Raw genomic sequence first — 25,310 nt, forward strand, 5'->3', positions numbered from 1 at the left:
CACCAAGCGGATCCGCAACGCCGCCAGAACGAACCTCGCGCAGCCGGGCAACAACTGAGCTGCAAATCCAACCCATCCACAACTCTTGACTATTGCTCTTCTCCCTTCCCAATGGGCACAGATCCCTCTGCGTCAGGGCACGGAGGAAGCTGTCGAGGAGATTTTGCACCAGGCGTACGCACGCATCCCTGCTGATGCTCCTCCAGACAAGATCGGCCCATACAAGCAAGAGCTGGCTCGGCGGTTCCGCAAAGCTGTCGCAGGCGCCCAGGAGCGAAATGCTCTCGACCTGTATCTTCCGGTAAAACCCGTGGGGGACGAGGAATTCAACCTCGGCGCTTCGATCCTCGTCACCGAGACCGTATTGCCCACGCGAAACACGGGAGGACCCCGCACCCCACCCAGCGAGGTAGCCGTTCAGTTGCTGACCAACGATGGTACAGAGGACGGCGACCTCAGTTCCGGCGAGGTGGACGGCGCCCTTGCTGTCCGACGAGAAAACGTCGCCGCCGCAGCACCCGACCGAGGAGCACCATCTGGTTCTCGTCGCGTCGAATACATGGTCTCCGTTCCAGGAGATCCCGACCGATGGTTCATTGCAGCGTTCTCAACCGTTGGCGGAGGAGATCCGAGGGACGAATTGGCGGAAGCTCTCGTGCAGTGGTTCGACGCGGTCATGGCCACATTTCGGTGGAGGCATGTGTGAGTGAGATATTCTGGCCGATCATCGACATCGAATATGTTGATGCCTACCCGTGGGTGATCATTCCTCCGCGAGCGGGGATATCCGCCCCTTTTGAGGAGTGGAACGACATCCATGGTTGGTGTCTGGAACGGGCCGAGGATCTGTGGGCGGACAGGCAGATGTCTCCCGGGTCCAGTGGGGTTGCCTTCGTCGGAGAAACACTGGCGCGCTGTGCCGAGTCGTTGTGCCCTCCCGGCTCGGATCACTGGCTATTTCTGCATCTCGACCACCCGACGGATATCCCACTACCCGTGTGTGCGGCCATTGGCCCAGCCCAAGAGTCACGCGAGACGACTCTGCGCGTCCTCACGGAGGCCGACGACACCACAGCCGTCGAACCACCTGTCGTGAAATCCTTCGTCTCCCGTTATCTAGGGGAGGGCATGACAACGTTCCGATACGTCATTCAAGAAGACTCCCCACACCTCGCTGCCTGTGTCCGTTACGCATGGCAGGTGAAAGAGCACGAGGCAGACGTCGTGATTTGGACGGGGACTGAAGACGTCGCTCGTATCCTCAATGCCGCTGACGATGTGGAGGAATTGGCCCGTTCCTTGGCCATCTTCATACCTTGAGTCTGAATCCACCGGTCGGTGATGGGGGCGTGGAGGGCGCAGAGAGGTGCCCGCTGATCAGTCGACACGAACCGAATCACCACACACTAGCGGTTAACAGCCTGGATCTCCTGGACCACGACATCCTGGTCCGCACCGAATTCACCGTCGGGCAGATCACCGCCCGCACCGATCGTACTCGTCCAGCTGATCTTCCAAGTGACGGTGGCCTGGAGGTTGTACGAGCCGTCACCTGAAGAACGCAGGTACTTCACCCCGCATGGCGGGGTCTCGTCGGCCTTCCCTTTGGTATACGGTTCGCCAATCTGCCCGTCCCGGATCTCGCATTGCCCAGAAGCGGGGAAGGTGACCGCGTCGTCCGTGCCCGGAGTGATTTTCAGTGATACGGGCTCTGCCCTAGTCGTCGCACTGAGTCCGAGGAGCGGGACAGAGGCGGTGACGGAGACTGGCTTGAACTCGGCAGTGTCCAGCCATGCCCAAGTCGGCAGGTTTACCTTCGTGGTGTCTGCGGGGGCAAGCTCGACTTCGGTAGACGGCACCCGAATCTCGGCATACGCAAGCTGGGCGAGCATCTCGGGTGATATGACCTGTGGAATATCAGTTGGCGGCTCGTCGCCCTCATCCACCCAGAAGGGAAGTTCGTTACAGTCCCGGGCTGCCGGGTCCTCCTCTCTGCCTTCTGTGACGTACGCGTCCCACCAGTAGCCCTTTCCCTCCTTGTCTTTGTTGAAGTCCTTGTAAGGCTTCCCGTTGACGAAGTAGTTCTGGGTTTTCAGGGCCCACTCGGGGCTGGGTGCACTACTCATCCACACCTGTCGCATCTGCGCGTCAAGTTCCTTGGGTGTGTGCTTCGGCGCGTAGTAGCAAGCAGGAGGCGTCCAGGATGTCGTCGATGTGACACCACCAGTGGACTCGCCACCCCCATTTTTCGAGCGGTCGAAAACGATGACGCTGCTGACTCCAGACTTGATCGTTTCGTCGACGCGTCCGCCCGAGGCACTCGTATCTGTCTCCGAACCAGACCCGCCAAAGGAGCCCTCTCCAGGATTGGTCTTGTCGGCGAATGCGCTGGGCGACAAGCACAGCAACATCGAACCTGCCGCGACGGCCACAGCGGCCGGACGGAGAAGCCGGGTCACGGCTGGCACCCAGTAGCGCCGCGAGTTGACGTAATCTCTACCAGCTCCCAGACCCCAACCTTATTCTTGGCGACTTCAATGTTGTAGGCCACGTAGCTGTCCTTGGTTACCTTCGTGCCCTTGAGTTCACCGGTCTTGATCACCTTGCTGTGGGCTTTGCTCTCGTCAGCGCAGTAGCCGATCGCCGCACTGGTCTCGGAGTTTACCTTCACTGCACGGTCGAAGTACCTGGTGGTTCCCGTAATCGTCCAACCCGCATCCTTGAAACCCTGGACCCATTTCTCAGCAGCAACAGCACCCTCCCCCTCCGTGTAGAATTCCAGAGCGGGAAGGTGCGGGTCCTGAGCAACAATCGCCGCGTCGAGCGCACGGACAAGCTCCGCGTTGTCCCTCAGAATTGCGTCCTCAACCGGATTCCCGGTCTTCTCCGGTGTGAAGACGTCCTTGACATCCGATGGCAGTTCGATTGTCGGGCGTTTGGCACTGTCCGATGCGCTGACGCTCGGCGAAGCCGACGCCGCGGAGTCACCGCCCGTGTCTGCACCCGCAATCTTGTCATTGCCCTCTGATGTGTCGTCACCGCCCCCGCAGGCGGACAGCGACAGGGCCGCGACGGCAGTCAGCGTGGCGGCGATCAGGGTTGGACGGCGGTTCACGGATGGCTCCCGGTGGGGCGAGGGTTCGCACGAGAGTGCCAACGCTATCGACCGGGCTCCGAGTGACACCAGGTGGGTTTACGTCAGTCCCGCCCGGCAGGGATCAATTGGGCCGGGAGGTCGACCCGGTGACCAAAGGCGGAACGGCAAAGACCCCGGGCCGTGGCGGGGGAAGCCACGGCCCGGGGCCGGTGTGCGGGGTGGGGCTGACGGAGGCGGGGCGGGCGTCAGAGCTGCTGGGTGACCTTCTGGACGGCCTTGAGGGTGAGGTCGGGGCGGTCGGTGTGGATGTAGTGGCCGCTGCCCTTGGCCGTGGTGAGCTTGCTGGCGGTGGAGATCTTGAGCCACTCGTTCTGGCCCTTGGTCCACATCTCCTCCAGGGCGGGGCCGTACTCGGGGACCGCGCCGTACTGGGACTCGTGCTTGAGGATCTCCACGGGGATGTCTCCGGCGGAGTGGACGGGACCGTCGGCGATGACGAACCTCTCCGCGTTCTGGCCCTCGTTGCCGGCGATGGCACCGTCGCGGGCCTGGGCGGCCGGGCCGGTGACGTCGGCGGGGATGGTGCGGTTCATGTCGCGGGTGAGGTGGGGGATGGTGGCGTCGAGGAGGACCAGGCCCTTGACGCGGTCGGTGTGGTCGGGGGTGTAGCGGGCGGCGATGTAGCCGCCCATGGAGTGGCCGACCAGGACGACGGGGCGGTCGCCGGCCAGGTGGTCGAGGACCTTGGTGAGCAGGACGTCGGTGTCGTTGGCGGTCTGCAGGGTGTCCGGGGCGGGCTTGTCGCTCTTGCCCTCGCCGAGGCGGTCGTAGGAGCAGACGCGGGAGGTCTTCGCGACGGACTTCTGGAGCGCGGCCATGTTGTCCAGGCCCTCGCCGGCGCCGGGCATCAGCATCACCAGGGGCTCGCCACGGTGGGTGCGGCCGGAGCAGGAGACGTTGACCGAGTGGCCGTCGACCTGGATCTTCTTCGTGCCGGTGAAGGAGGCTCCCGCCGAGGCCTTGTCCTTGCTGTTGCTGTCGGAGTCGTCCTTGCCGAACTCCTCGTTGAGGACGAGGCCCGCGCCGGCCACGGTGCAGACGACGGCGATGGCGGCGATCGCCTTGGCGAAGGTGCGGAACATGGGGGGCCTCCAGCAGGCAAGGGTGGGGTACGGATCGGCTACTCGGGGGTTGGGGGGCTTGCTCAGGTCTTGCTCGGGTCCTTCTCGGGTCTTGCTCGGGTCCTTCTCGGGTCTTGCTCAGTCGGCCTGTCGTTCCCGGCGACTCGTTCCCGGCGACTGATGAAGACTCTATGGATCCGGCGCCCCCGGATCGTCACCCCTCGGTGGACACCTGCGCGTAGCTCCCCCGGGGGACAACAACGGACGACGCGGCAGGTGGGAGTTCACCTGCCGCGTCGTCCGTCGAAACCGTCCGCCCGGACGTCACCCCACCCGGCGCGCCCCCGCCGAAGGCACCGCCTCGAACACGCGCGGGGTCTTGAGGCCGGCCGCCGTGAAGGCGTCCTCGACCGCCTTGGTGACGGTGTCCACGTCGGCCGCCTCGGCCAGGACGATCGCCGAGCCGCCGAAGCCGCCGCCGGTCATGCGGGCGCCGAGGGCGCCGGTGGCCAGGGCGGTGTCGACGACCAGGTCCAGCTCGGCGCAGGAGATGCGGAAGTCGTCGCGCAGGGAGACGTGGCCCTCGACGAGGACGGGGCCGATGGCGCGGGTGTCGCCGGACTTCAGGAGCCCCACCACCCGCTCGACGCGCTCGTCCTCCGTGACGACGTGCCGTACCAGTCGGCGCACCTCCTCCTCGTCGCCGAGCCGTTCCAGTGCCGCGTCCAGGTCGGCGTAGGGCACGTCGCGCAGCGCGTCGACGCCGAGCAGCGCGGCGCCCTTCTCGCAGCCGGCGCGGCGCTTGCCGTACTCGCCCTCGCTGTGGGAGTGCTTGACCCGGGTGTCGACGACGAGCAGGCGCATGCCCTCGGCGGCGAGGTCGAAGGGGATCTGCTGCTGGGAGAGGTCGCGGGTGTCGAGGAAGAGGGCGTGGCCCGCCTCGCAGCAGGCGGACGCGGTCTGGTCCATGATGCCGACGGGGGCGCCGACGTAGACGTTCTCCGCGCGCTGGCACAGGCGGGCGAGCTGCCAGCCGCGCAGGCCGAGGGCGTACAGGTCGTTCAACGCCAGCGCCACGACGACCTCCAGGGCCGCCGAGGAGGAGAGCCCCGCGCCCGACGGGACCGTCGAGGCCAGGTGCACGTCGGCGCCGGTCAGCTCGTGGCCCGCCTCGCGCAGCGCCCAGACGACACCCGAGGGGTACGCGGTCCAGGCCTTGTCCGAGCCGGGCGTCAGGTCGGCGACGCGCAGCTCGACCGGGTCGGCGGCGATGTCGGCCGAGTGCAGCCGCAGGATGCCGTCGGTACGCCGGGATACGGCCGCGAGGGCCGTGTGCGGCAGGGCGAACGGCATGACGAAGCCGTCGTTGTAGTCGGTGTGCTCGCCGATGAGGTTGACCCGGCCCGGCGCCGCCCACACCCCCTCGGGGTCCGCCCCGTACAGCTCCCGGAACCGCTCGCCGACGGTCCCCACGACAGCCTCACCCATGCCTTGGCCCCTCACCCTTCCGGTAACTCCGCAAGTTTCAGCCCGCGCGCCGCTGCGCGAACTCCCACGCGTCCGCGACGATCCCCGCGAGGTCCGCGCGGGACGGGTTCCAGCCCAGTTTCTCGCGGGCGGTGTCCGCCGATGCCACCAGGACCGCCGGGTCGCCGCCGCGCCGGGGGGCCACGGCCTCGGGGATCGGATGCCCCGTCACCCCGCGGACGGTTTCGACGACCTCGCGGACCGAGAAGCCGTTGCCGTTGCCCAGGTTGCAGATGAGGTGTTCGCCGGGCCGGGCCGCGGCCAGGGCGAGCAGGTGGGCGTCGGCCAGGTCGGCGACGTGGATGTAGTCGCGCACGCAGGTGCCGTCCGGCGTCGGGTAGTCGTCGCCGAAGACGGAGATGGCCTCGCGCCTGCCCTGTGCAACCTGGAGGACCAGCGGGATCAGGTGCGACTCGGGGTCGTGGCGCTCGCCGTACTCCCCGTACGCGCCCGCGACGTTGAAGTACCGCAGGGAGACCGCGCCCAGTCCGTGGGCGGCCGCCTCACCGGTGATCATGTGGTCGACGGCGAGCTTCGAGGCGCCGTACGGGTTCGTCGGCTTCGTCGGCGCGCTCTCGACGATCGGGATCTCCTCCGGCTCGCCGTAGGTGGCGGCCGTGGAGGAGAAGACGAGCCGGCGGACGCCCGCCGTGCGCATGGCCTCGAGCAGGGCCATGGTGCCGCCGACGTTGTTGTCCCAGTACTTCTCGGGCTTGACGACCGACTCGCCGACCTGGGAGAAGGCCGCGAAGTGCAGGACTCCGTCGAACGAGGCGTCCAGCCATTTGGCGGCGTCGCGGATGTCGCCCTCGATGAACGAGGCACCGGCGGGCACGCCCTCGCGGAAACCGGTCGAGAGGTTGTCGAGGACGACGACCTCGTGGCCGGCCTCCACCAGATGCTGGGCGACGACGCTGCCGACGTATCCGGCCCCGCCCGTCACCAGGTACTTCCCGCTCATGAACTCGCTACCTCTCGCAGTCGCTCGGCCGCGCGCTCCGGGGGCACGTCGTTGATGAACACGTTCATGCCGGACTCGGAGCCCGCGAGGAACTTCAGCTTGCCGGACGTACGGCGGATGGTGAAAAGCTCCAGGTGCAGCGCGAAGTCGTCCCGCGTCACGCCCTCGAACTCCTCCAACTGCCCGAACGGGGCCTGGTGCCAGGCCGCGATGTAGGGCGTCGGAGGCTCCCCCTCGCCGAAGATCCGGTCGAAGCGTCTCAACAGTTCCAGATAGATCTGGGGAAACTCTGTGCGCGCCGCCTCGTCAAGACCGAGCAGGTCGGGGACGCGCCGCTTGGGGTAGAGGTGCACCTCGTAGGGCCAGTGCGCGGCGTACGGCACGAAGGCGGCCCAGTGTTCACCCTCGAGGACGATCCGCTCACCGGCCAGTTCCTCATCCAGGACGGCGTCGAACAGGTTCTCCCCGCCCGTCGCGTCCTTGTGGGCGGCGAGTGAACGGAGCATCAGGGCGGTGCGGGGGGTGGTGAACGGGTAGGCGTAGATCTGCCCGTGCGGGTGACCCAGCGTCACTCCGATCTCGGGACCCCGGTTCTCGAAGCAGAACACCTGTTCAACGGAGGGCAGATGGGACAGCTCGGCGGTGCGGTCCGTCCAGGTGTCGAGCACGAGCCGGGCCTGCTCCTCGCTCAGGTCGGCGAACGAGGCGTCGTGGTCGGAGGTGAAGCAGACGACCTCGCAGCGGCCCGAGTCGCCGGCCAGCGAGGGGAAACGGTTCTCGAAGACCACCACGTCGTACGACGAGTCCGGGATCTCGCTCAGCCGCTCGCCCTGCGAGGGGCACAGCGGGCACTGGTCGGCCGGCGGGTGGTAGGTGCGGCCCTGCCGGTGCGAGGCGATGGCGACACGGTCGCCGAGCAGCGGGTCGCGGCGGACCTCGGAGGTGGTGACGGTCCGCTCCAGCGGGCGGCGGTCCACGGCGTCCCGCACGGTGTCGTCGCGCAGGTCGTAGTAGACGAGCTCACGACCGTCGGCCAGCCGGGTCGAGGTCTTCTTCACTGCCGCACTCCTCTGCACCACCAAGGCAACCACCAAGGCCAACCACCAAGGGACAACCGTCAATCAATCACCCAACACAATCAAACATAACACATCACAACCCACCACGGCTCGTCGTTCATCACAATCAAACAAAGTTCATCACCAAAAGTGTTCAATTACTGAACGCGGAGGCGTAGGTTCCGCTCCGGATCAGTTCGCGAACGAAGCGAGTGCTTAATGCAAACCCCCACAAGCTCCACATACCTGGCCGCAGAGCTTCGACTCCCCACCAACTGGCTCGACTACACGATCCTCGGGATCTACTTCGTGGTCGTCCTGGGCATCGGCTTCGCCGCCCGCCGCTCCGTCAAGACCAGCCTGGACTTCTTCCTGTCCGGCCGCTCGCTGCCCGCCTGGGTCACCGGCCTCGCCTTCGTCGCGGCCAACCTCGGCGCCACCGAGATCCTCGGCATGGCCGCCAACAGCGCCCAGTACGGCGTCTACACGACCCACTGGTACTGGATCGGCGCCATCCCCGCGATGGTCTTCCTGGGCCTGGTGATGATGCCGTTCTACTACGGCTCGAAGGTCCGCTCGGTCCCGGAGTTCCTCCTGCTCCGCTTCGACAAGGCCTCGCACCTGCTGAGTTCGGCCCTGTTCGCCGTCGCCGCCATCCTGATCGCGGGCGTGAACCTCTACGCCCTCGCGATCGTCGTCGAGGCGCTCCTCGGCTGGCCGGAGTGGGTGGCCATCGTGGTGGCCGGCTTCTTCGTCCTGGCGTACATCACCCTCGGAGGCCTCTCCTCGGCCATCTACAACGAGGTCCTCCAGTTCTTCGTCATCCTGGCCGGCCTCATCCCGGTCACCATCCTGGGCCTGAAGAAGGTCGGCGGCTGGGACGGCCTGTCCGACTCCCTCTCCCAGTCCCACGGCTCCGACTTCATGACGGCGTGGGGCGGTACGGGCATCGGCAGCGAGAACCCGCTGGGCGCCAACTGGCTGACCATCGTCCTGGGCCTGGGCTTCGTCCTGTCCTTCGGCTACTGGACGACGAACTTCGCCGAAGTGCAGCGCGCCCTGTCCGCGAAGAACCTCTCGGCGGCCCAGCGCACCCCCCTCATCGCCGCCTTCCCGAAGATCTTCATCGTCTTCGTGGTGATGATCCCCGGCCTGGTCGCCGCCGTCCTGGTCCCGAAGATCGGCACGCCCGGCTCGGACCTCCAGTACAACGACGCCATCCCGTACCTCATGCAGCAACTGCTGCCCAACGGTGTGCTCGGCATCGCGGTGACCGGCCTGCTGGCCGCGTTCATGGCCGGCATGGCGGCCAACATCTCCTCCTTCAACACGGTCTTCACCACCGACATCTGGGCGAAGTACGTCGTGAAGGACCGCGAGGACGGCTACTACGTCCGCTTCGGCCGCATGATCACGGTGATCGGCGTCCTCGCCTCCATCGGCACGGCGTTCCTGGCCTCCTCGTTCTCCAACATCATGAGCTACCTCCAGACGCTCTTCTCCTTCTTCAACGTCCCGATGTTCGTGGTCTTCATCATCGGCATGTTCTGGAAGCGGGCGTCCATGAAGTCCGGCTTCTGGGGCCTGGTCGCGGGCACGACCGCCGCGATGGTCAACTACTTCGTCATCTACAAGCAGGGCATCATCGACATCCCCTCCGACCAGGGCGCCAACTTCGTCTCCGCGATCGCGGGCTTCGTCGCCGGCGCGGTGGTCATGGTCGCCGTGTCCCTGTTCACCGCACCGAAGCCCACCGCCGACCTCCAGGGCCTGGTCTACGGCACCACCTCCCCCGGCATGACGGAGCCGCCCGCCAAGGGCGACGACGCGTGGTACCGCAAGCCGGCGCTGCTGGGCTGGGGCGCGGTCGTACTGGCCGCCGCCTGCTACATCCCGTTCTCGTTCTGATCGCGGGAGGATTGAGAGAACATGTCTGATTCCTACTCCGACAAGAACCTCCAGGACGAGGTCTCCGAGCTGGAGACCAAGTCCGTCACCGCCGCGCGTCTCTTCGACATCCGGCGGATCATCGGCGGTCTTTTCGTGGTCTACGGCGTCATCGTGACGATCGCGGGCTTCGTGGCGTCCGACGACGACATCGACAAGGCGCAGGGGGTGAACATCAACCTGTGGACCGGCCTGGCCATGCTGGTCCTCGGCCTCTTCTTCCTGGCCTGGCTGAAGCTCCGGCCCACGGCTCCGCCGCCGCCACCGCTGGAGGAGACCGCCCCGAAGGAGTGACGGGTCCTCCTGACGCCGGCGACTGGTCCGGCGTCAGGAGTGGGCGGGGGGCGGGTGCGCAGCCCGGCGTAGCGGGGCGCCGCTCTCTTTGGGACGGGCGCCGCCCTGGGGGTACCTCCCAGGCCGTTCAGGCACTGGGGGAGGCACGACTGCCCGCAGCCACCCGCTCAACCGCCGGCGGCCTCCGTACCCGCCCGGTCCAGCAGCCCCGTCCGCGCGGCCAGCGCCGCCGCCTCCAGCCGGGACCCCACGCCCAGCTTCATCAGCACGCGCTGGACATGCGTACGCGCCGTCGACGGAGCGATTCCCATCCCGGCCGCGATCAGCCGCGTGTCCTCACCGTCCGCGACCCGCACCAGCACCTCCACCTCGCGCGGCGTGAGCATCTGCAACAGCCGCTGCCCCTCGTCGTCGGGCTGGGCAGCCGGGTTCAGCAGCTCGCCGAACGCCCCCTGCAGCAACGCGGGCGCCACCGCCGCCTCCCCGGCCCGCGCCTTCATGATCGCCCGCTCGACGCCCTCTATGCGCTCGTCGTGCCGGACATACCCCGACGCCCCCGCCGCGAACGCCGCCGCGATCCCGCGGGGGCTCGGCACGGGCCCCAGCACCAGCACCGCCACCTGCGGACGCTCCCGCTTGACCCGCGCCACCGGGTCGAAGATCCCCGGCTCGGCCGGCGCCGCCGTCCCCAGCAGGCACACCTCCGGCGCCCGGCTGATCACCAGCTCCGCCGCCCCCGCGGCCGGCGCCGCCGCGGCCAGCACCCGGTGCCCCCTCAGCTTCAGCGCCGAGGCCAACGCCTCGGCGTGCAGTCGGTGATCGTCGACCACCATGAGCCGTACTCCCATGGAGCAACCCCCCAGTCACCCAGTACCCGGCATGCATGCCCCCGGCATGAACCCGGAAGCTACACGCTAGCCGGACCTCGCGCTGCCCCTACCGGCGAGAACCGCCCCGGATCGCCGAAATCCCCCGCAATACACCCCCGCCGCACCCCACGAAACGGCCCCGCCCCTCGAACGGAAGAACGAGGGACGGGGCCGCGACGGACACCCACGAAACGACGGCGAGCGGAATGCGTACGGGACGGCGTACGGACGGCGTCAGCCGCTGGTGCCGAACCCGATCGCCAGGTACTCCTTCTCGTCCGCGCTGGTCGGCTCGCTGGCGTACACCTGCGACATGTACAGGTGCCCCTGCGAGTAGAGGATCTCGGAGTAGTCCGGGGACATGCTGGACTCGACGTCCCGCACCGCGTCGGTCGCCGGGTTCTCCAGCAGCGTGGTCTGCTTGAACGTCCCGCCGTCGATGCTCACGATCTGGCCGCCCTTGTCGTACGGCGGGCGCTTGTAGGCGATCACGTTGCCGCCGTCCATGCGCAGCGGGGTGATCGTGTAGCCCTCGCCGGCGTCCGCGCGCTGCCCGGTCTGCTTGCCGGTGGTGAGGTCGAAGGCGACGACCTCGTTGGTCCGGCTGTAGGACTCGCCGCTGCCCTCGTGCTCCTCGGTCGGGATGTAGAGCTTGTCGTTGCCGACCGCGAGTCCCTTGCAGCTCTCGATCTTGGTGATGGTGTCGCAGCGGGCCGCGAACTTCTCGCCCGGCGCCGAGATGCGGTTGAGCAGCTTGCCGGTCTTGTTGTCGATGGAGAAGAAGTCCGAGATGCCGCTGCCGTCACCGGCGGAGTCACCGACGTCGGCGGCCACGACCAGCGGGTTCGTCGACACGACGCCCGCGTACTCGATGCCCTTGGCCATCTTGTACTCGGAGATCACCTTCCCGCTCTTCGGGTCGATGGTCTGGATGTGCAGTTGCCGGGCGTCGTACGAGCCGCACTTGCGCACCGCGACCAGCTTGTCGCCGCCGCCGTAGCCCGCGTCGTAGCAGGTGTCGGTCGTCTTCGGGGACCAGAGGATGTCGCCCTTGGCGATGCCGAAGGCGACGCCGCCGTCGGTGCTGCCCGCTGCGACGGTGTCACCGCTGATCGTGACGTTGTCGAAGGAGATCGGCCCCTCACCGGCGGTCTTCGTCCACACCTTCTTCCCGGCGTCCAGGTCGAGGACCGCGACCTGGGTGCAGCCGTGCGAGGGCTCCGCCTTGGTCGGCATGGCGGGCTGGTGGACGATGACCGTCTTGTTGTCGTCGGTGACGTGCCGGGTGACCGCGCAGACGGGGCCGTCCAGCTTGATCGTCCACTTCTTGCTGCCCTTGTCGGGGTCGTACCCGACGACCTCGGCGATGCCGCTCTTGGCGTACACCTTGTCGGTGAGCCACGAGCCGGAGACGACGACGCTGTCGTCGTCCTTGCTCACCGCGGGCATGGGGACCTGGAAGAGCACCTTGGCGGCGGGGTCGGCGGGCGCCTTCTCCTTGCCGCCGGAGGACTTGCCGCCGTCGCCGCCCTTCTCCTGCGTGCCGCCCTCGCCGCCCTTGCCGCCGCTGGAGGCGGTGTCGTCCTTGCCCCCGTCGTCGGAGGAACCGGCGTACCAGACACCGCCGCCGATGATCAGCGCGATCGCGACGACGGCCGCCACGATGATCGCCATCTGCGCGTTGATCTTCCGGCCGCCGCCCGGCCCGCCGGCCTGGGGCTGCATGGGCGCGGTCGGGTGCTGATAGCCGTAGCCGGGCTGGCCGGGCTGACCCGGCTGCTGCCCGTAGGGCGGCGTCGGCTGCCCGTACGCCCCGGGCTGGCCCGGCTGCGGGCCCGGCTGCTGACCGGGGTAGCCGTATCCGGGCTGGGGCTGCGGCGGCGTCTGCGGATACCCGTACCCCGGCTGCTGCGGCGGCGGACCCGCCGGCGGCGTCTGCGGAGCCGCGGGTGCCTGCGGCGGCGTCTGCGGGGCGCCTCCGGGCTGCTGCGGGTAGCCGTAGCCCGGCTCGGGAGTCTTGCCGAGGTCGGGCCCGGAGGGCGGCGTGGGCGGCTGCGGCGGACCGAAGCCGCCCCCCTGCGGGGGCTGGTTGGGCGGCGGGGGCGGCGGCTGGGTCATGACGTGAGCACCTCGGAGAGCGGAGACGACGGGGACGGAACGAGCCGCGGAACAGCGGCGGCGGAGGCAGCGGAAGAAGAGGTCACTTGCCGTAGGCGAGCATCAACTTCTCCTTCGACTCGTCGTTTCCGGTCAGCCGGGTGCTGGAGATGTAGAAGCGCCCGTCGACCCAGTCGATGTCCTTGGAGTAGAAGCTGTTCTCGATGTCCGCGACGCCCTGCGGGTTCTGCAGCAGCTTGGCCGGCTTGTGGTCGCTGCCGCCGGTCGCGATGGACACGACCTGGCCGCCCGCGTCGTAGGACGGCTGGACGTACGCGATGAGCTGGTCGCCCTCGACCTTCATCGGCATCATCGACTCGTCCGCGGGGGACTTCGTACGCCACTTCTCCTTGCCGGTGGCGAGGTTGATCGCGACGATCTCGTTGGCGCCGCTGGTCGCCTCGGTCGGAAGGTAGAGGGTGCCCCCGGCGACCGCGACGCCGGAGCAGCCCTGGAGGTCGCGTTCGAGGATGGCCCAGCCGCACTCGGGTGCGAAGTCCTCGTCGACGCCGACCTGTTCCTGGACCTTGCCGGCGGAGGTGAAGGAGGAGATGTTCCAGACCTTCTTGTCCTCGTTGGTGGCGTAGACGACGAGCGGGTCGACGGAGTAGGCGCGGGCCACCCGCCAGCCCTTCTCGTACTTGTAGGTCCACAGGACCTTGCCGGTCTTCGGGTCGAGCCCCTGGAGCTCGTCGTGCGCCTTGTTGCCGCCGGCGCCGCAGGAGGCGACCTGGACGAGCTTGGTCGCGCTGCCCGCGAACCCGGCGGGGAAGCAGGCGTCGCCGTACTTCTTCTTGTCGTACAGCTTCTTGCCGCTGGTGACGTCGTAGGCGGTGCCGGACTGGGAGCGGCCGACCATCAGGGTCTTGCCGCTGACGGAGAGCTCGACGGAGAGCGTGGAGTCGAACAGCTCGCCGTCGCCGATCTCCTCGCTCCAGCCCTTCGCACCGGTGGCGAGGTCGATCTCCTGGAGCTTGTTGCACTTGGCGCGGTCGCTGGAGCCGCTCATGTAGGCGACGACGATCTTGTCGTCGGCCGTCTTCTCCGGGGTGACCGCGCAGATCTTCTCCGGGAAGGCGATCGGGTCCCAGGCGGGCTTGCCGTCGCCGACGTTGTAGGCGAAGACCTGCTTGTACGCCGCCTTCACGGCCGCCTTGTCGGTGATCCACATGCCGTTGGCGTCGGCGCCGGAACCGGGGGCGTCGGGCGCCTCCTTGTACCAGAGCACCTTGGACTCGCCGGCCTGGCGGCCCTCGTTGAGGTTCTCGGGGTCCTCGCCGCCGTCGCCGCTGCCGTCACCGGGGTTGACCGGGGCGCCGCCCTTGGAGCCGGAGGGCTTGGGGTCGTCGCTCTTGCCCGCGACGGGCTTCTTGTCCTTGCCGTCGTCGCCGCCGCTCGCGGTGACGGCCCACACGCCGCCGCCGATGACGAGCAGGGCGGCGACCGCCGCCCCGATGGCGAGGGCGGGCTTGCCCTTGAAGGGGTTGCGGGACCCGGAGCCGCCGGGCGGCGGGGTGCCGGGCGCGCCCGGGTACTGCTGCTGCGGATAGCCGTAGCCGGGCTGCTGACCGGGCTGCTGGCCGTACGGCCCCGGCTGCTGGGGCTGGGGCTGGGCGTACGGGCCGGAGTTGTACGGTCCGGGCTGCTGGCCGTACGGCCCGGGTTGCCCCGGCTGACCCGGCTGACCGGGTTGCTGCGGATAGCCGTACCCCGGCTGCTGCGGCGGCGGTCCGGACGGCGGGCCCTGCGGGGGCGGCGGCGTCTGGGGCGGGCCCTGCGGGGGCGGTGGGGTCGGGGCCCCGAAACCTCCCGGCGGTGGATCCTGCGGTGCTCCGAAGCCACCAGGCTGCGGCGGCTGATTCGGCGGCTGGCTCATCAGCGCGTTCCCCCTTATTACTACTGATTTCTAGCCACGCCCCGAGGTACGCGCTGGCCCCGGAGTCGTCTGCAGGCGGTCGTTCGGACTGACCCGGGCAAGCCTCGGACAGTCCTCGGACGGCCTTTCTATCACCCGGGGCCTACCGCCCACCGGGCCGCGTCCGCCCCTGTTCCCAAGGGAGGACCGGCCCGTGATGCCACTGTTACGAGCCTTCACGCCCTCTTTACACCACCCGCGCCCTCTGCGCGCAGGGAGGGCTCAGGCGTCCTCGGCCAATTCCAGCCAGCGCATCTCCAGCTCCTCGCGCTGTCCCACGAGTCCGCGCAGCTCGGTGTCCAGTTCGGCGACCTTCGCGAAGTCTGTGGCGTTGTCGGCGATCCGCGCGTGCAGCTTGGTCTCCTTCTCGGAGACCTTGTCGAGCTGTCGCTCGATCTTCTGGAGTTCCTTCTTGGCGGCGCGCACGTCGGCGGCGCTCTTCTCGGGTCCGGCGGCGGCGGCCGGCCCGGTCGCCGCGGCCGGGGCACTGGCGGCGGCGGCCTCCTCCATCCGCTGCCGCCGCTCCAGGTACTCGTCGATGCCGCGCGGCAGCATCCGCAGTGCGCCGTCACCGAGCAGGGCGAAGACCCGGTCGGTGGTGCGCTCGACGAAGAAGCGGTCGTGGGAGATGACGATCATCGAGCCGGGCCAGCCGTCGAGGACGTCCTCGAGCTGGGTCAGGGTCTCGATGTCGAGGTCGTTGGTGGGCTCGTCGAGGAAGAGGACGTTGGGCTCGTCCATGAGGAGCCTCAGCAGTTGGAGCCGCCTGCGCTCACCGCCGGACAGGTCCCCGACCGGAGTCCACTGCTTCTCCTTGGCGAACCCGAACGTCTCGCACAACTGCCCGGCGGTCATCTCGCGGCCCTTGCCGAGGTCGACGCGCTCACGGACGCGCTGGACGGCCTCCAGCACCCGCCAGGTGGGGTCGAGTTCGGCGACCTCCTGGGAGAGGTAGCCCAGCTTGACGGTCCTGCCGACCTTGACCTGCCCGCTCACGGGCTGCTGCTCGCCCTCGCTGGTCGCGGCGTCGGCGAGGGCGCGCAGCAGGGAGGTCTTGCCCGCGCCGTTGACGCCGACGAGGCCGATGCGGTCGCCGGGGCCGAGCTGCCAGGTGACGTGCTTGAGCAGCACCTTGGGGCCGGCCTGGACGGTGATGTCCTCCAGGTCGAACACGGTCTTGCCGAGCCTGGACGACGCGAACTTCATCAGCTCGCTGCTGTCCCGGGGCGCCGGCACGTCGGCGATCAGCTCGTTGGCGGCCTCGACGCGGAAGCGGGGCTTGGAGGTGCGGGCGGGGGCGCCGCGCCGCAGCCAGGCCAGCTCCTTGCGGACCAGGTTCTGCCGCTTGGTCTCCTCGGTGGCGGCGATGCGCTCGCGTTCGGCGCGGGCGAAGACGTAGTCGGAGTAGCCGCCCTCGTACTCGTAGACGTCGCCGCGCTGCACGTCCCACATGCGGGTGCAGACCTGGTCGAGGAACCACCGGTCGTGCGTCACGCAGACGAGCGCGGAGCGGCGCTCGCGCAGGTGCCGGGCGAGCCAGGCGATGCCCTCGACGTCGAGGTGGTTGGTGGGCTCGTCCAGGACGACGAGGTCCTGTTCGTCGATGAGCAGCTTGGCGAGCGCGATCCGGCGCCGCTCGCCACCGGAGAGCGGCCCGATGACGGTGTCGAGGCCCTGCGGGAACCCCGGCATGTCGAGCCCGCCGAACAGCCCGGTCAGTACGTCCCTGATCTTGGCGTTGCCCGCCCACTCGTGGTCGGCGAGGTCGCCGATGACCTCGTGGCGGACGGTGGCCCCGGGGTCTAGCGAGTCGTGCTGGGTGAGCACGCCGAGCCGCAGCCCGCCGGAGTGGGTGACGCGGCCGGTGTCGGGCTGCTCCAGCTTGGCCAGCATCCGGATCATGGTCGTCTTGCCGTCGCCGTTACGGCCGACGACACCGACGCGGTCCCCCTCGGAGACGCCGAGGGACACGCCGTCGAGAAGCGCACGGGTGCCGTACACCTTGGTGGCGTTCTCGACATTGACCAGATTGACGGCCATTTCTCTCCTGACTGGGGGATCTACCAGCCTTCAAGCGTAGGCCCTCCGGGGGGTGGGGTGACGCGGGCGGGGGCAGTCACTCGTTGTAGTGACGTGATGCGAAAGGCCCGGCTACCGTGGTGAGTGGGCAGCAGGATCCCGTCCATGGGAGGAACCATGACCGCCGAGTCCGTCAAGCGCCGCGTCGAGTGGCCGATGCCGCCACAGGACGGTTACACCGTGGACGACCTGTTCACGCTGCCTGATCTCCCGCCGCACACCGAGCTGATCGACGGGAGCCTGGTTTTCGTGAGTCCGCAACGAGATTTTCACACCATCGTGATGGACATGTTGGTCTACGGTCTGCGCGCGACACTGCCACCCGAGCTGCGGGTGCGACGGGAAATGACCATCGTCCTCGACCGGCGGAACGGCCCTGAGCCCGATGTGAGCGTCCTTCGCGCGGAGGCGGTCGGGCGGAAGAAGACTCGCTACGCGGCGTCCGACGTCCTCCTCGCCATCGAGGTCGTCTCCCCCGACTCCGAGTCCCGCGACCGCGACACGAAGCCGCACAAGTACGCCGCCGCCGGAATCCCCCACTTCTGGCTGGTCGAGATGGAGGGCGCGGAAGACCGTCCGGTCGTCCACGTCTACGAGCGCGGCAAGGTCACCGGCACATACGCCCTCACCGGCATCCACCACGACCACCTGAAAATCAGCGTCCCCTACGACATCGACATCGACCTGACCGCAATCGACAACCTCTGACCCTCACACCACCGTCGCCCCCGCCACCGCCCCCACCGCCGTACGCACGTCACGGCAGGTCCCCGACGCCCGCAGCACCCCCGCGATGTCGGACGCGGACCGGGCGTCCGGGGCGAGGAACGCTGTGGTCGGGCCCGAGCCCGAGACCAGGGCGGCCAGGGCGCCCGCCGCGCGTCCGGCCGCGAGGGTGTCGGACAGCTCCGGGAAGAGCGAGAGCGCGGCAGGCTGGAGGTCGTTGGTGAGGGCCACGGCGAGTGCGACGGGGTCGCCCTTGGCGAGGGCGTCGAGGACCGTCTGGTCGGCGACCGGTTCCGGGATGTCCAGGCCCTCCCCCAGCCGGTCGAACTCGCGGAAGACGGCCGGGGTCGACAGTCCCCGCGAGGCCAGCGCGAAGACCCAGTGGAAGTCGCCGCCGACCTCCAGCCCGGTCAGTCGCTCCCCCCGCCCCGTGCCCAGCGCCGCCCCGCCGACCAGGCTGAACGGCACGTCGCTGCCCAGCTCGGCGCAGATCTCCAGCAGCTCGGCCCGTGACGCTCCCGTGCCCCACAGCGCGTCGCAGGCGACCAGCGCGCCGGCGCAGTCCGCGCTGCCGCCCGCCATGCCCCCGGCGACGGGGATGTCCTTGGCGATGTGCAGGTGGACATCGGGTTCACGGCCGTACCTCGCGGCCAGCGCCTGGGCCGCGCGGGCCGCCAGGTTGGTGCGGTCGAGGGGGACCTGGCCGGCGTCCGGGCCGTCGCAGGTGACGCGGAGCCCGTCGGCGTCCGGGGTCGCGGTGATCTCGTCGAAGAGGGAGACGGCGAGGAAGACGTTGGCCAGGTCGTGGAAGCCGTCGGGGCGGGCGGCGCCGACCGCGAGCTGGACGTTGACCTTGGCGGGGACGCGGACCGTCACGCTCACTTGCTCGTCACTCCCTACTCCTTGTGCTCGGCGGTACGGCTCTCGGCGATACGCGCGAACTCTTCCACGGTCAGTGCCTCTCCGCGCGCCTGCGGAGACACGCCCGCGCCGACGAGGGCGGCCTCGGCGGCGGCGGCCGACCCCGCCCACCCGGCGAGCGCGGCCCGCAGGGTCTTGCGGCGCTGGGCGAACGCGGCGTCGACGACGGCGAAGACCTCGCGCCTGGAGGCGGTCGTCTCGAGCGGCTCCGTCCGCCGGACGAGTGACACCAGCCCGCTGTCGACGTTCGGCGCGGGCCAGAAGACGTTGCGGCCGATGGAGCCGGCCCGGCGGACCTCGGCGTACCAGTTCGCCTTCACGGAGGGCACGCCGTAGACCTTCGAGCCGGGTCCGGCGGCGAGCCGGTCGGCGACCTCGGCCTGCACCATGACGAGGGTCCGCTCGATGCTCGGGAACGTCTCGAGCATGTGGAGGAGGACGGGGACCGCCACGTTGTACGGCAGGTTGGCGACCAGCGCGGTCGGGGCGGGACCCGGCAGCTCGGTCACCCGCATCGCGTCGGAGTGGACCAGCGCGAACCGGCCGGCGCGCTCGGGCATGCGGGCGGCGACGGTGGCGGGCAGGGCGCCGGCGAGGACGTCGTCGATCTCGACGGCGGTGACCCGGTCGGCGGCCTCCAGCAGGGCCAGGGTGAGCGAGCCGAGGCCCGGTCCCACCTCGACCACCACGTCGTCGGGGCGTACCCCGGCGGTGCGGACGATACGGCGGACCGTGTTGGCGTCGATGACGAAGTTCTGGCCGCGCTGCTTGGTGGGGCGTACGCCGAGGACTGCCGCGAGTTCACGGACGTCGGCGGGACCCAGGAGGGCGTCGGGGGTGGGGCTGCTCACCCGGCAAGGGTAGCCGGGGGCGGGCTGCCTCATCCCCGCAGTCGGGCGCCGCAGTGCGGCCAGGCGTCGGGGCCGCTGCGTACGTACAGCTTCTTCGCCCGGTACGTCTGCTCCGTGGCCGACGCGTCCTGGGGGCGGCCCTCGCCGCCGAGGTCGTGCCAGGTGCGGGTGTCGAACTGGTAGAGCCCCCCGTAGGTGCCCGACGGGTCGACGGCGTCCGGTCGGCCGCCCGACTCGCAGGCGGCCAGGCCCTGCCAGTTCAGGTGGTCGGCGCCCTCGACGGACGTCGGCCGGGGCCGGGTGCCGACCCGCACGAGCCGCGGGCTGGGCTCGCGCACCACCTCGGTGCGCAGGCGGCGCGGTTTGTCCCGGACGCCGTTGACGGTGCGCAGGGCGTACGTGGTGCGCCGCAGTCCGGGCCGCCCCGCCTGCTGGACGACCTCCGTGCCCCGGTAGAGGGAGGCGTCGTCGGTCCGTCGCACGTCGAAGGGGATCGGGTCCTCGCGGACCTCCTGGGACCCGGTGATCCGCAGCACCGTGACTGTCTGCCCGTCGCGCGGGAAGCCGGTCGCGGGGACGGAGGTGGTGTCCTCGCCGCGCAGGGTGATCCCGGCCTCCTCGACCACCTCCCGCACGGTCGCGGCGTTGGTGCGGACGGTGCGGGCCCGGCCGTCCGCCATGACGGTCACCACCCGTTCGGTCCGCACCACCAGGGCGAGGCCCTCGCGGCCGATACGCCGGGAGCCCTCGGTGGACAGGTGGGCGCCCTGCGTCCGTACGCCGAACTGCCGCAGGGCCCCTTCCACCGTCTCCGCGGTCGTCCACACCTGGCGCCGGTGGCCGTCGAGGGTGAGCAGGACGGGCCGGCCGTACCGGACGGCGACGTCCTCGCCGCTGGTCAGCGGGGTGCCGGGAGCGGGCACGATCACATCGTGGGCGCCCACCTCGACGCCCTCGTCGGCGAGCAGTTCGCTCACGTCGTCGGCGAAGGTGTGCAGCGTGCGCGGGGTGCCGTCGACGGTCAGCTCGACCGCCTTGTCCTTGGCGACGAAGGCGGTGGTGCCGCCCGCGAGGAACGCCACGACCAGCGCCCGCGGCAGCAGCCGGCGCAGGGAGGCGTCCGCACGCCCGGCGTACCGCGCCCGGCGCCGGCGCCCGGCCCGCCGCCCGTCTCCCGGGGCGCGCACCGAGGGCGCCGAGGGCGCGCCGTACGGCAGGGTCGGCGCGCTGTGCACGTCGTACGGAGCGAGGTACTCGTGCGCCGCGTATGCCTCTGAGTGCTCGAACTGCGTTCTGCTCACGCCGACAACGCTCCAGGGGTCCGGATCGGGCCCCCAGAACCTAGCGGAGCGTTCGTCACTCTCCAAAGCGAAGCGACTACGCAGCGTGGCGCGCGCTGCTCAGTAGGCGAAGGCGCGGGCCGTGTTCGCGGCGAGGGCGGTCGCCAGCGTGTCCTCGTCGACGCCCCGGACCTCGGCCATGGCACGCACCGTGACCGGCACCAGGTAGGGGGCGTTCGGCCGCCCCCGGTAGGGCATCGGCGTCAGGAACGGCGCGTCGGTCTCGACCAGGACCAGCTCCGGCGGGGCCACGGCGAGGGCGTCGCGCAGGTTCTGGGCGTTCTTGAAGGTGACGTTGCCCGCGAAGGACATGTAGTAGCCGGCGTGCGCGCAGATCTCGGCCATGTCCGCGTCGCCGGAGTAGCAGTGGAAGACGGTGCGCTCGGGGGCGCCCTCCTCCTTGAGGACGCGCAGGACGTCGGTGTGGGCGTCGCGGTCGTGGATGACGAGGGTCTTGCCGTGCCGCTTGGCGATCTCGATGTGGGCGCGGAAGGAGCGCTCCTGCGCGTCCTTGCCCTCGGGGCCGGTGCGGAAGTAGTCGAGGCCGGTCTCGCCGACTCCCTTGACCTGCGGGAGTGCCGCGAGCCGGTCGATCTCCGCGAGCGCGTCGTCCAGCGCCGCGTCCCCGCCGGGCTGCCGCGCCCCCTGCCTGGACCATCCTCCCCCAGCCCCAGGGGGCTGGGAGGTGCCCCCAGGGTCACCGTGGACGATCCGCGGCGCCTCGTTGGGGTGCAGGGCGACGGTGGCGTGGACGGCGTCGTGCGCGGCCGCGGTCTCGGCGGCCCAGCGGGAGCCAGCGAGGTCGCAGCCGACCTGGACGACGGTCGTGACGCCGACCGACGCGGCCTTGACGAGCGCCTCGTCCACCGTGCCGGACTGCATGTCGAGGTGGGTGTGCGAGTCGGCGACCGGCACCCGGAGGGGCTCGGGGAGCGGGGGCGCGTCGTTCTTGTCGGACCGGCCCGAGGCGTTCGAAGGCATGCCTCCGATCCTACGAAAGCCCCGACCGGACCCGACCGGACCCCACCGGCCCGGCCGACTCCCCGCCGGGTCAGCTCGCCTTGCGGTGGAGGTGCAGGGCGTGCAGCAGATCGGCGAGGTGCCAGTGCCGGCGCCCGTCGTCGAGTCCCGGCGCCCCCGGCCCCGGCTCCTCGGGCACCGACGACACCGACGACACCGGCGGCACCGGCGGCACCTCCAGGGGGCCGGCAGGCGGCACCCGGTGGATGCCCTGGCTGGTGCCGCGCACCGAGGCGACCCGGCCCGGGCGCATGATCCGTACGACGTGGTTGTCGCAGTTGGCGCAGGTCGGCCGGGTCAGCGGAGAGGGCACGACGCGGCCGTCCGCGACGTAGAGCACGAACTCGTGGCCGTCGGTGTCCGTGTGGTGCTCGATCTCGAACGCCTGCTCCCAGCCGTGCCCGCAGCGCATGCAGGCGAAGGAGTACGACTCGTGGACGACGGCGGTGGCACCGGCTCGCACTCCGGTCCGCGCGGCGCTCTCACTCATGCTCATCCCGGCTCCTTCGGTTCGTCCTGTTCCTCTTCCTGCTTCTCCTTCTTCCAGTGGACTCCTCCACCAGCGGGAAAGCACCAGGTCATGCCGAGTATTTGAGCCGATTTGGGCTGCCCTTGGCCCAAGGGTGGTCCAGGTCAGGGGCGGGTCAAGGCCGGCCCGTCAGACGCCGGCGTTCTTCGCCGCCACCACCGCGTCGAACACCTCGCGCTTGGGCACGCCCACCTGGACGGCCACCGCCGCGATCGCCTCCTTGCGCCGCTCCCCCGCCTCCTCGCGCACCCGCACCCTGCGCACCAGCTCCTCGGCGCCGAACTCCTCGGGCCCCTTGTCCGGCGCACCCTCGACGACGACGGTGATCTCGCCCCGCACCCCTTCACCGGCCCACGCGGCCAGCTCGCCGAGCCCGCCGCGCCTGACCTCCTCGTACGTCTTGGTCAGCTCCCGGCAGACGGCGGCCCGCCGGTCGGCGCCGAAGACCTCGGCCATGGCGGCGAGGGTGTCGTCGAGGCGGTGCGGGGCCTCGAAGTAGACGAGGGTCCGGCGCTCCTCGGCGACCTCGCGCAGCCGGGTCAGCCGCTCGCCGGCCTTGCGGGGCGGGAAGCCCTCGAAGCAGAACCGGTCGACCGGCAGCCCCGACAGGGCGAGCGCGGTGAGCACGGCGGACGGGCCGGGTACGGCGGTGACGCGGACGCCGCGCTCGACGGCGGCGGCGACCAGCCGGTAGCCCGGGTCGGACACCGACGGCATCCCGGCGTCGGTGACCAGCAGCACGCGCGCTCCGCCGACCAGCTCCTCCACCAGCTCGGGCGTCCGGGCGGACTCGTTGCCCTCGAAGTACGACACGACACGCCCCGCGGGTGCGACGCCGAGCGCCTGGGTGAGCCGGCGCAGCCGCCGGGTGTCCTCGGCGGCGACGACGTCCGCGCCGGCCAGTTCCGCGGCGAGCCGTGGCGGGGCGTCCCGGACGTCGCCGATGGGGGTGCCCGCGAGTACAAGGGTTCCAGTCACTCCCCCATCCTCCCAGCACCGGCCGGGCACCCCTCGAAGCGCACCGGTGAGGCCCATGCGCGGGACGTGCACAGCGCGGTTCCCTACGATGGCGCGGTGACCAGTACCGCGTCCTCCACGGACACCCGGCAGGGCCAGACCCCGCACGACGAGCGGCCCACCTGGCAGCAGCGGCTGCGCCGCTTCGGCTACACGGCGGGGCCGGCGGCCGGCGACGTCCGCGACCGGCTGGTGCCGCCGTACACGAGCCCGAGTCCGCGCCTGTGGGCCTTCCTGGGTCTGTCGAAGCCGCTCACCGACCGGATCGCGCGCTGGTCGGCGTGGGGCGGGCCGCTGCTGGTGGCGCTGCTCGCGGGCGTGCTGCGGTTCTGGAACCTGGGCAGCCCGAAGGCGGTGATATTCGACGAGACGTACTACGCCAAGGACGCGTGGGCGCTGATCCACCGCGGTTTCGAGGTCAACTGGGACAAGAACGCCAACGACCTGATCCTGAACAGCGGCGGCGACATCCCGATCCCGACGGACGCGGCGTACGTCGTCCATCCGCCGGTGGGCAAGTACATCATCGGCCTGGGCGAACTTCTGTTCGGCTTCGACCCGTTCGGCTGGCGGTTCATGACGGCGCTGCTCGGCACGCTGTCGGTGCTGCTGCTGTGCCGGATCGGGCGCCGGCTGTTCCGCTCCACGTTCCTGGGGTGCCTGGCGGGCGCGCTGATGGCGGTGGACGGGCTGCACTTCGTGATGAGCCGCACCGCGCTGCTGGACAGCGTGCTGATGTTCTTCGTGCTGGCCGCCTTCGGCTGCCTGGTCGCCGACCGCGACTGGGCCCGCCGGAAACTCGCCGCCGCGCTGCCGGTGGACGACGACGGCAGGGTCCGCCCGGACGCGGAGGTCGCCGAGACGCTCCGGCTCGGGTGGCGCCCCTGGCGGCTGACGGCGGGCCTGATGCTGGGCCTGGCGGCGGCCACCAAGTGGAACGGCCTGTACATCATGGCGGCCTTCTGCGTGCTGGCCGTGCTGTGGGACGTCGGCTCCCGCCGGGTCGCGGGCGCCCACCGCCCGCACCTCGCGGTGCTGCGGCACGACCTGGGCTGGGCCTTCCTCTCCACGGTCCCGGTGGCTCTCGCCACGTACGTCCTGTCCTGGCTGGGCTGGATCCTCTCCCCCTCGGACGGCACCGGCGGCTACTACCGCGACTGGGCGACGAAGGACGGCGCGAACAGTTCCTGGTCGTGGCTCTTCCCCGACTGGTGGCGCAGCCTGTGGCACTACGAGACGCAGGTCCTCGAATTCCACACCCACCTCACCTCGCCGCACACCTACCAGTCGAACCCGTGGAGCTGGATCGTCCAGGGCCGCCCGGTCTCCTACTTCTACGAGTCGCCGTCGGCGGGCACGGACGGCTGCCCAGCCGACGCGGGCGAGAAGTGCGCCCGCGAGGTACTGGCCCTGGGCACCCCGCTGCTGTGGTGGGTGGGCTGCTTCGCGCTGCTCTACGTCCTGTGGCGCTGGGTCTTCCGCCGCGACTGGCGCGCGGGCGCCATCGCCTGCGGCATCGCGGCCGGCTACCTCCCCTGGTTCATGTACCAGGAGCGCACGATCTTCCTCTTCTACTCCGTAGTCTTCGTCCCGTTCCTGTGCCTCGCGGTGGCGATGCTGCTGGGGGCGATCATCGGCCGCCCCGGCTGCGGCGACGCCAGACGCGTCGCGGGCGCGACGGGCGCGGGCGTCCTGGTGCTGCTCATCGCCTGGAACTTCATCTACTTCTGGCCCCTGTACACGGGCACGGCGATCCCCATGGACGACTGGCGGGCGCGGATGTGGCTCGACACGTGGGTCTGACCCCCGCCACGCCCAGGGGGTGTCGCCGCACGTGAGCACTCCACCCACCACTGTCCTCCACGCGCTCACATGAGCAAG

The 25,310-nt window shown here is 69.9% G+C and carries 22 protein-coding genes; 6 read left to right on the plus strand and 16 right to left on the minus strand.

Annotated features, from left to right (window positions below; genetic code table 11):
• Positions 1 to 85: 85 nt before the first annotated feature.
• Both KUM40_RS06045 and KUM40_RS06050 read left to right on the plus strand, forming a co-directional pair.
• Positions 86 to 706: a hypothetical protein gene (locus tag KUM40_RS06045; RefSeq protein ID WP_254394646.1), complete on the plus strand. Its 621-nt coding sequence runs from the start codon at positions 86 to 88 to the stop codon at positions 704 to 706.
• Complete coding sequence (locus KUM40_RS06050) at positions 703 to 1,320, plus strand: hypothetical protein (protein ID WP_217163632.1); 618 nt, start codon at positions 703 to 705, stop codon at positions 1,318 to 1,320. The genes KUM40_RS06045 and KUM40_RS06050 overlap by 4 nt, the downstream gene beginning before the upstream one ends.
• A gap of 86 nt (positions 1,321 to 1,406) precedes the next feature.
• Here KUM40_RS06050 and KUM40_RS06055 read toward each other — a convergent pair whose 3' ends face one another.
• The 6 genes from KUM40_RS06055 to galT all read right to left on the minus strand — a co-directional run bounded on the left by KUM40_RS06055 (position 1,407) and on the right by galT (position 7,764).
• On the minus strand, positions 1,407 to 2,468 hold the full coding sequence (locus KUM40_RS06055) for a hypothetical protein (RefSeq protein ID WP_374227347.1): 1,062 nt from the start codon (positions 2,466 to 2,468) through the stop codon (positions 1,407 to 1,409).
• A complete protein-coding gene (locus KUM40_RS06060; RefSeq protein ID WP_217163634.1) occupies positions 2,456 to 3,115 on the minus strand; it encodes a hypothetical protein in 660 nt (219 codons plus the stop codon). Before KUM40_RS06060 ends, KUM40_RS06055 begins: the two co-directional genes overlap by 13 nt.
• 227 nt (positions 3,116 to 3,342) lie before the next feature.
• Positions 3,343 to 4,239: an alpha/beta fold hydrolase gene (locus KUM40_RS06065; RefSeq protein ID WP_217163636.1), complete on the minus strand. Its 897-nt coding sequence runs from the start codon at positions 4,237 to 4,239 to the stop codon at positions 3,343 to 3,345.
• A 303-nt stretch (positions 4,240 to 4,542) separates the two neighbouring features.
• Positions 4,543 to 5,706 carry a galactokinase gene (gene galK / locus KUM40_RS06070; RefSeq protein ID WP_217163637.1) on the minus strand — a complete coding sequence of 388 codons (1,164 nt, stop codon included), beginning with the start codon at positions 5,704 to 5,706 and terminating at the stop codon, positions 4,543 to 4,545.
• A gap of 37 nt (positions 5,707 to 5,743) precedes the next feature.
• The gene (gene galE, locus KUM40_RS06075; RefSeq protein WP_217163639.1) at positions 5,744 to 6,706 is read right to left on the minus strand and encodes a UDP-glucose 4-epimerase GalE; all 963 of its coding nucleotides are present in this window, start codon (positions 6,704 to 6,706) and stop codon (positions 5,744 to 5,746) included.
• On the minus strand, positions 6,703 to 7,764 hold the full coding sequence (gene galT, locus KUM40_RS06080; RefSeq protein WP_217163642.1) for a galactose-1-phosphate uridylyltransferase: 1,062 nt from the start codon (positions 7,762 to 7,764) through the stop codon (positions 6,703 to 6,705). Before galT ends, galE begins: the two co-directional genes overlap by 4 nt.
• A gap of 219 nt (positions 7,765 to 7,983) precedes the next feature.
• Here galT and KUM40_RS06085 point away from each other — a divergent pair, with 219 nt between their 5' ends.
• Both KUM40_RS06085 and KUM40_RS06090 read left to right on the plus strand, forming a co-directional pair.
• The gene (locus tag KUM40_RS06085; RefSeq protein ID WP_217163644.1) at positions 7,984 to 9,672 is read left to right on the plus strand and encodes a sodium:solute symporter family protein; all 1,689 of its coding nucleotides are present in this window, start codon (positions 7,984 to 7,986) and stop codon (positions 9,670 to 9,672) included.
• A 21-nt stretch (positions 9,673 to 9,693) separates the two neighbouring features.
• Positions 9,694 to 10,005: a hypothetical protein gene (locus KUM40_RS06090; protein WP_217163646.1), complete on the plus strand. Its 312-nt coding sequence runs from the start codon at positions 9,694 to 9,696 to the stop codon at positions 10,003 to 10,005.
• A gap of 167 nt (positions 10,006 to 10,172) precedes the next feature.
• On the opposite strand, the gene KUM40_RS06095 is transcribed toward KUM40_RS06090, so the two are convergent.
• The 4 genes from KUM40_RS06095 to KUM40_RS06110 form a co-directional block, all read right to left on the minus strand.
• On the minus strand, positions 10,173 to 10,853 hold the full coding sequence (locus KUM40_RS06095; protein WP_217163648.1) for a response regulator transcription factor: 681 nt from the start codon (positions 10,851 to 10,853) through the stop codon (positions 10,173 to 10,175).
• A gap of 255 nt (positions 10,854 to 11,108) precedes the next feature.
• Positions 11,109 to 12,992, minus strand: a complete 1,884-nt coding sequence (locus KUM40_RS06100) for a PQQ-binding-like beta-propeller repeat protein (RefSeq protein WP_217163650.1) — start codon at positions 12,990 to 12,992, stop codon at positions 11,109 to 11,111.
• A gap of 82 nt (positions 12,993 to 13,074) precedes the next feature.
• Positions 13,075 to 14,907, minus strand: a complete 1,833-nt coding sequence (locus KUM40_RS06105; protein ID WP_217163652.1) for a PQQ-binding-like beta-propeller repeat protein — start codon at positions 14,905 to 14,907, stop codon at positions 13,075 to 13,077.
• Positions 14,908 to 15,168: 261 nt separating this feature from the next.
• Complete coding sequence (locus tag KUM40_RS06110) at positions 15,169 to 16,986, minus strand: ABC-F family ATP-binding cassette domain-containing protein (RefSeq protein ID WP_217163654.1); 1,818 nt, start codon at positions 16,984 to 16,986, stop codon at positions 15,169 to 15,171.
• Between the two features lie 144 nt (positions 16,987 to 17,130).
• Between KUM40_RS06110 and KUM40_RS06115 the strand changes: the two genes are divergently transcribed.
• The gene (locus KUM40_RS06115; RefSeq protein WP_217163655.1) at positions 17,131 to 17,733 is read left to right on the plus strand and encodes a Uma2 family endonuclease; all 603 of its coding nucleotides are present in this window, start codon (positions 17,131 to 17,133) and stop codon (positions 17,731 to 17,733) included.
• A gap of 3 nt (positions 17,734 to 17,736) precedes the next feature.
• Here KUM40_RS06115 and KUM40_RS06120 read toward each other — a convergent pair whose 3' ends face one another.
• The 6 genes from KUM40_RS06120 to rsmI form a co-directional block, all read right to left on the minus strand.
• On the minus strand, positions 17,737 to 18,633 hold the full coding sequence (locus KUM40_RS06120) for a 4-(cytidine 5'-diphospho)-2-C-methyl-D-erythritol kinase (protein WP_217163657.1): 897 nt from the start codon (positions 18,631 to 18,633) through the stop codon (positions 17,737 to 17,739).
• A 14-nt stretch (positions 18,634 to 18,647) separates the two neighbouring features.
• Positions 18,648 to 19,523, minus strand: a complete 876-nt coding sequence (rsmA, locus tag KUM40_RS06125) for a 16S rRNA (adenine(1518)-N(6)/adenine(1519)-N(6))-dimethyltransferase RsmA (protein ID WP_217163659.1) — start codon at positions 19,521 to 19,523, stop codon at positions 18,648 to 18,650.
• 29 nt (positions 19,524 to 19,552) lie between these two features.
• Positions 19,553 to 20,824: a ubiquitin-like domain-containing protein gene (locus tag KUM40_RS06130; protein ID WP_308401068.1), complete on the minus strand. Its 1,272-nt coding sequence runs from the start codon at positions 20,822 to 20,824 to the stop codon at positions 19,553 to 19,555.
• Positions 20,825 to 20,923: 99 nt separating this feature from the next.
• On the minus strand, positions 20,924 to 21,844 hold the full coding sequence (locus KUM40_RS06135) for a TatD family hydrolase (RefSeq protein ID WP_217163663.1): 921 nt from the start codon (positions 21,842 to 21,844) through the stop codon (positions 20,924 to 20,926).
• A 70-nt stretch (positions 21,845 to 21,914) separates the two neighbouring features.
• Positions 21,915 to 22,373: a hypothetical protein gene (locus KUM40_RS06140; RefSeq protein WP_217163665.1), complete on the minus strand. Its 459-nt coding sequence runs from the start codon at positions 22,371 to 22,373 to the stop codon at positions 21,915 to 21,917.
• Between the two features lie 168 nt (positions 22,374 to 22,541).
• The gene (gene rsmI / locus KUM40_RS06145) at positions 22,542 to 23,390 is read right to left on the minus strand and encodes a 16S rRNA (cytidine(1402)-2'-O)-methyltransferase (RefSeq protein ID WP_217163667.1); all 849 of its coding nucleotides are present in this window, start codon (positions 23,388 to 23,390) and stop codon (positions 22,542 to 22,544) included.
• 96 nt (positions 23,391 to 23,486) lie between these two features.
• On the opposite strand from rsmI, the gene KUM40_RS06150 reads away from it, so the two are divergent.
• Entirely contained in the window at positions 23,487 to 25,232 is a 1,746-nt protein-coding gene (locus KUM40_RS06150; RefSeq protein ID WP_217163672.1) for a dolichyl-phosphate-mannose--protein mannosyltransferase, read from the plus strand.
• Positions 25,233 to 25,310: the final 78 nt, after the last annotated feature.

Origin of the sequence: Streptomyces sp. AC512_CC834 (assembly GCF_019049325.1) — a bacterium.
Lineage (GTDB): Bacteria > Actinomycetota > Actinomycetes > Streptomycetales > Streptomycetaceae > Streptomyces.

Bases quoted from the DNA above. Each gene is read 5' to 3' on its own strand.
- KUM40_RS06085 (WP_217163644.1), top strand. From the start codon at position 7,984: ATGCAAACCCCCACAAGCTCCACATACCTGGCCGCAGAGCTTCGACTC.
- KUM40_RS06100 (WP_217163650.1), bottom strand. From the start codon at position 12,992: ATGACCCAGCCGCCGCCCCCGCCGCCCAACCAGCCCCCGCAGGGGGGC.
- galK (WP_217163637.1), bottom strand. From the start codon at position 5,706: ATGGGTGAGGCTGTCGTGGGGACCGTCGGCGAGCGGTTCCGGGAGCTG.
- KUM40_RS06135 (WP_217163663.1), bottom strand. From the start codon at position 21,844: ATGCCTTCGAACGCCTCGGGCCGGTCCGACAAGAACGACGCGCCCCCG.
- KUM40_RS06110 (WP_217163654.1), bottom strand. From the start codon at position 16,986: ATGGCCGTCAATCTGGTCAATGTCGAGAACGCCACCAAGGTGTACGGC.
- KUM40_RS06140 (WP_217163665.1), bottom strand. From the start codon at position 22,373: ATGAGTGAGAGCGCCGCGCGGACCGGAGTGCGAGCCGGTGCCACCGCC.
- KUM40_RS06115 (WP_217163655.1), top strand. From the start codon at position 17,131: ATGGGAGGAACCATGACCGCCGAGTCCGTCAAGCGCCGCGTCGAGTGG.
- galE (WP_217163639.1), bottom strand. From the start codon at position 6,706: ATGAGCGGGAAGTACCTGGTGACGGGCGGGGCCGGATACGTCGGCAGC.
- KUM40_RS06065 (WP_217163636.1), bottom strand. From the start codon at position 4,239: ATGTTCCGCACCTTCGCCAAGGCGATCGCCGCCATCGCCGTCGTCTGC.
- KUM40_RS06105 (WP_217163652.1), bottom strand. From the start codon at position 14,907: ATGAGCCAGCCGCCGAATCAGCCGCCGCAGCCTGGTGGCTTCGGAGCA.
- KUM40_RS06090 (WP_217163646.1), top strand. From the start codon at position 9,694: ATGTCTGATTCCTACTCCGACAAGAACCTCCAGGACGAGGTCTCCGAG.
- KUM40_RS06095 (WP_217163648.1), bottom strand. From the start codon at position 10,853: ATGGGAGTACGGCTCATGGTGGTCGACGATCACCGACTGCACGCCGAG.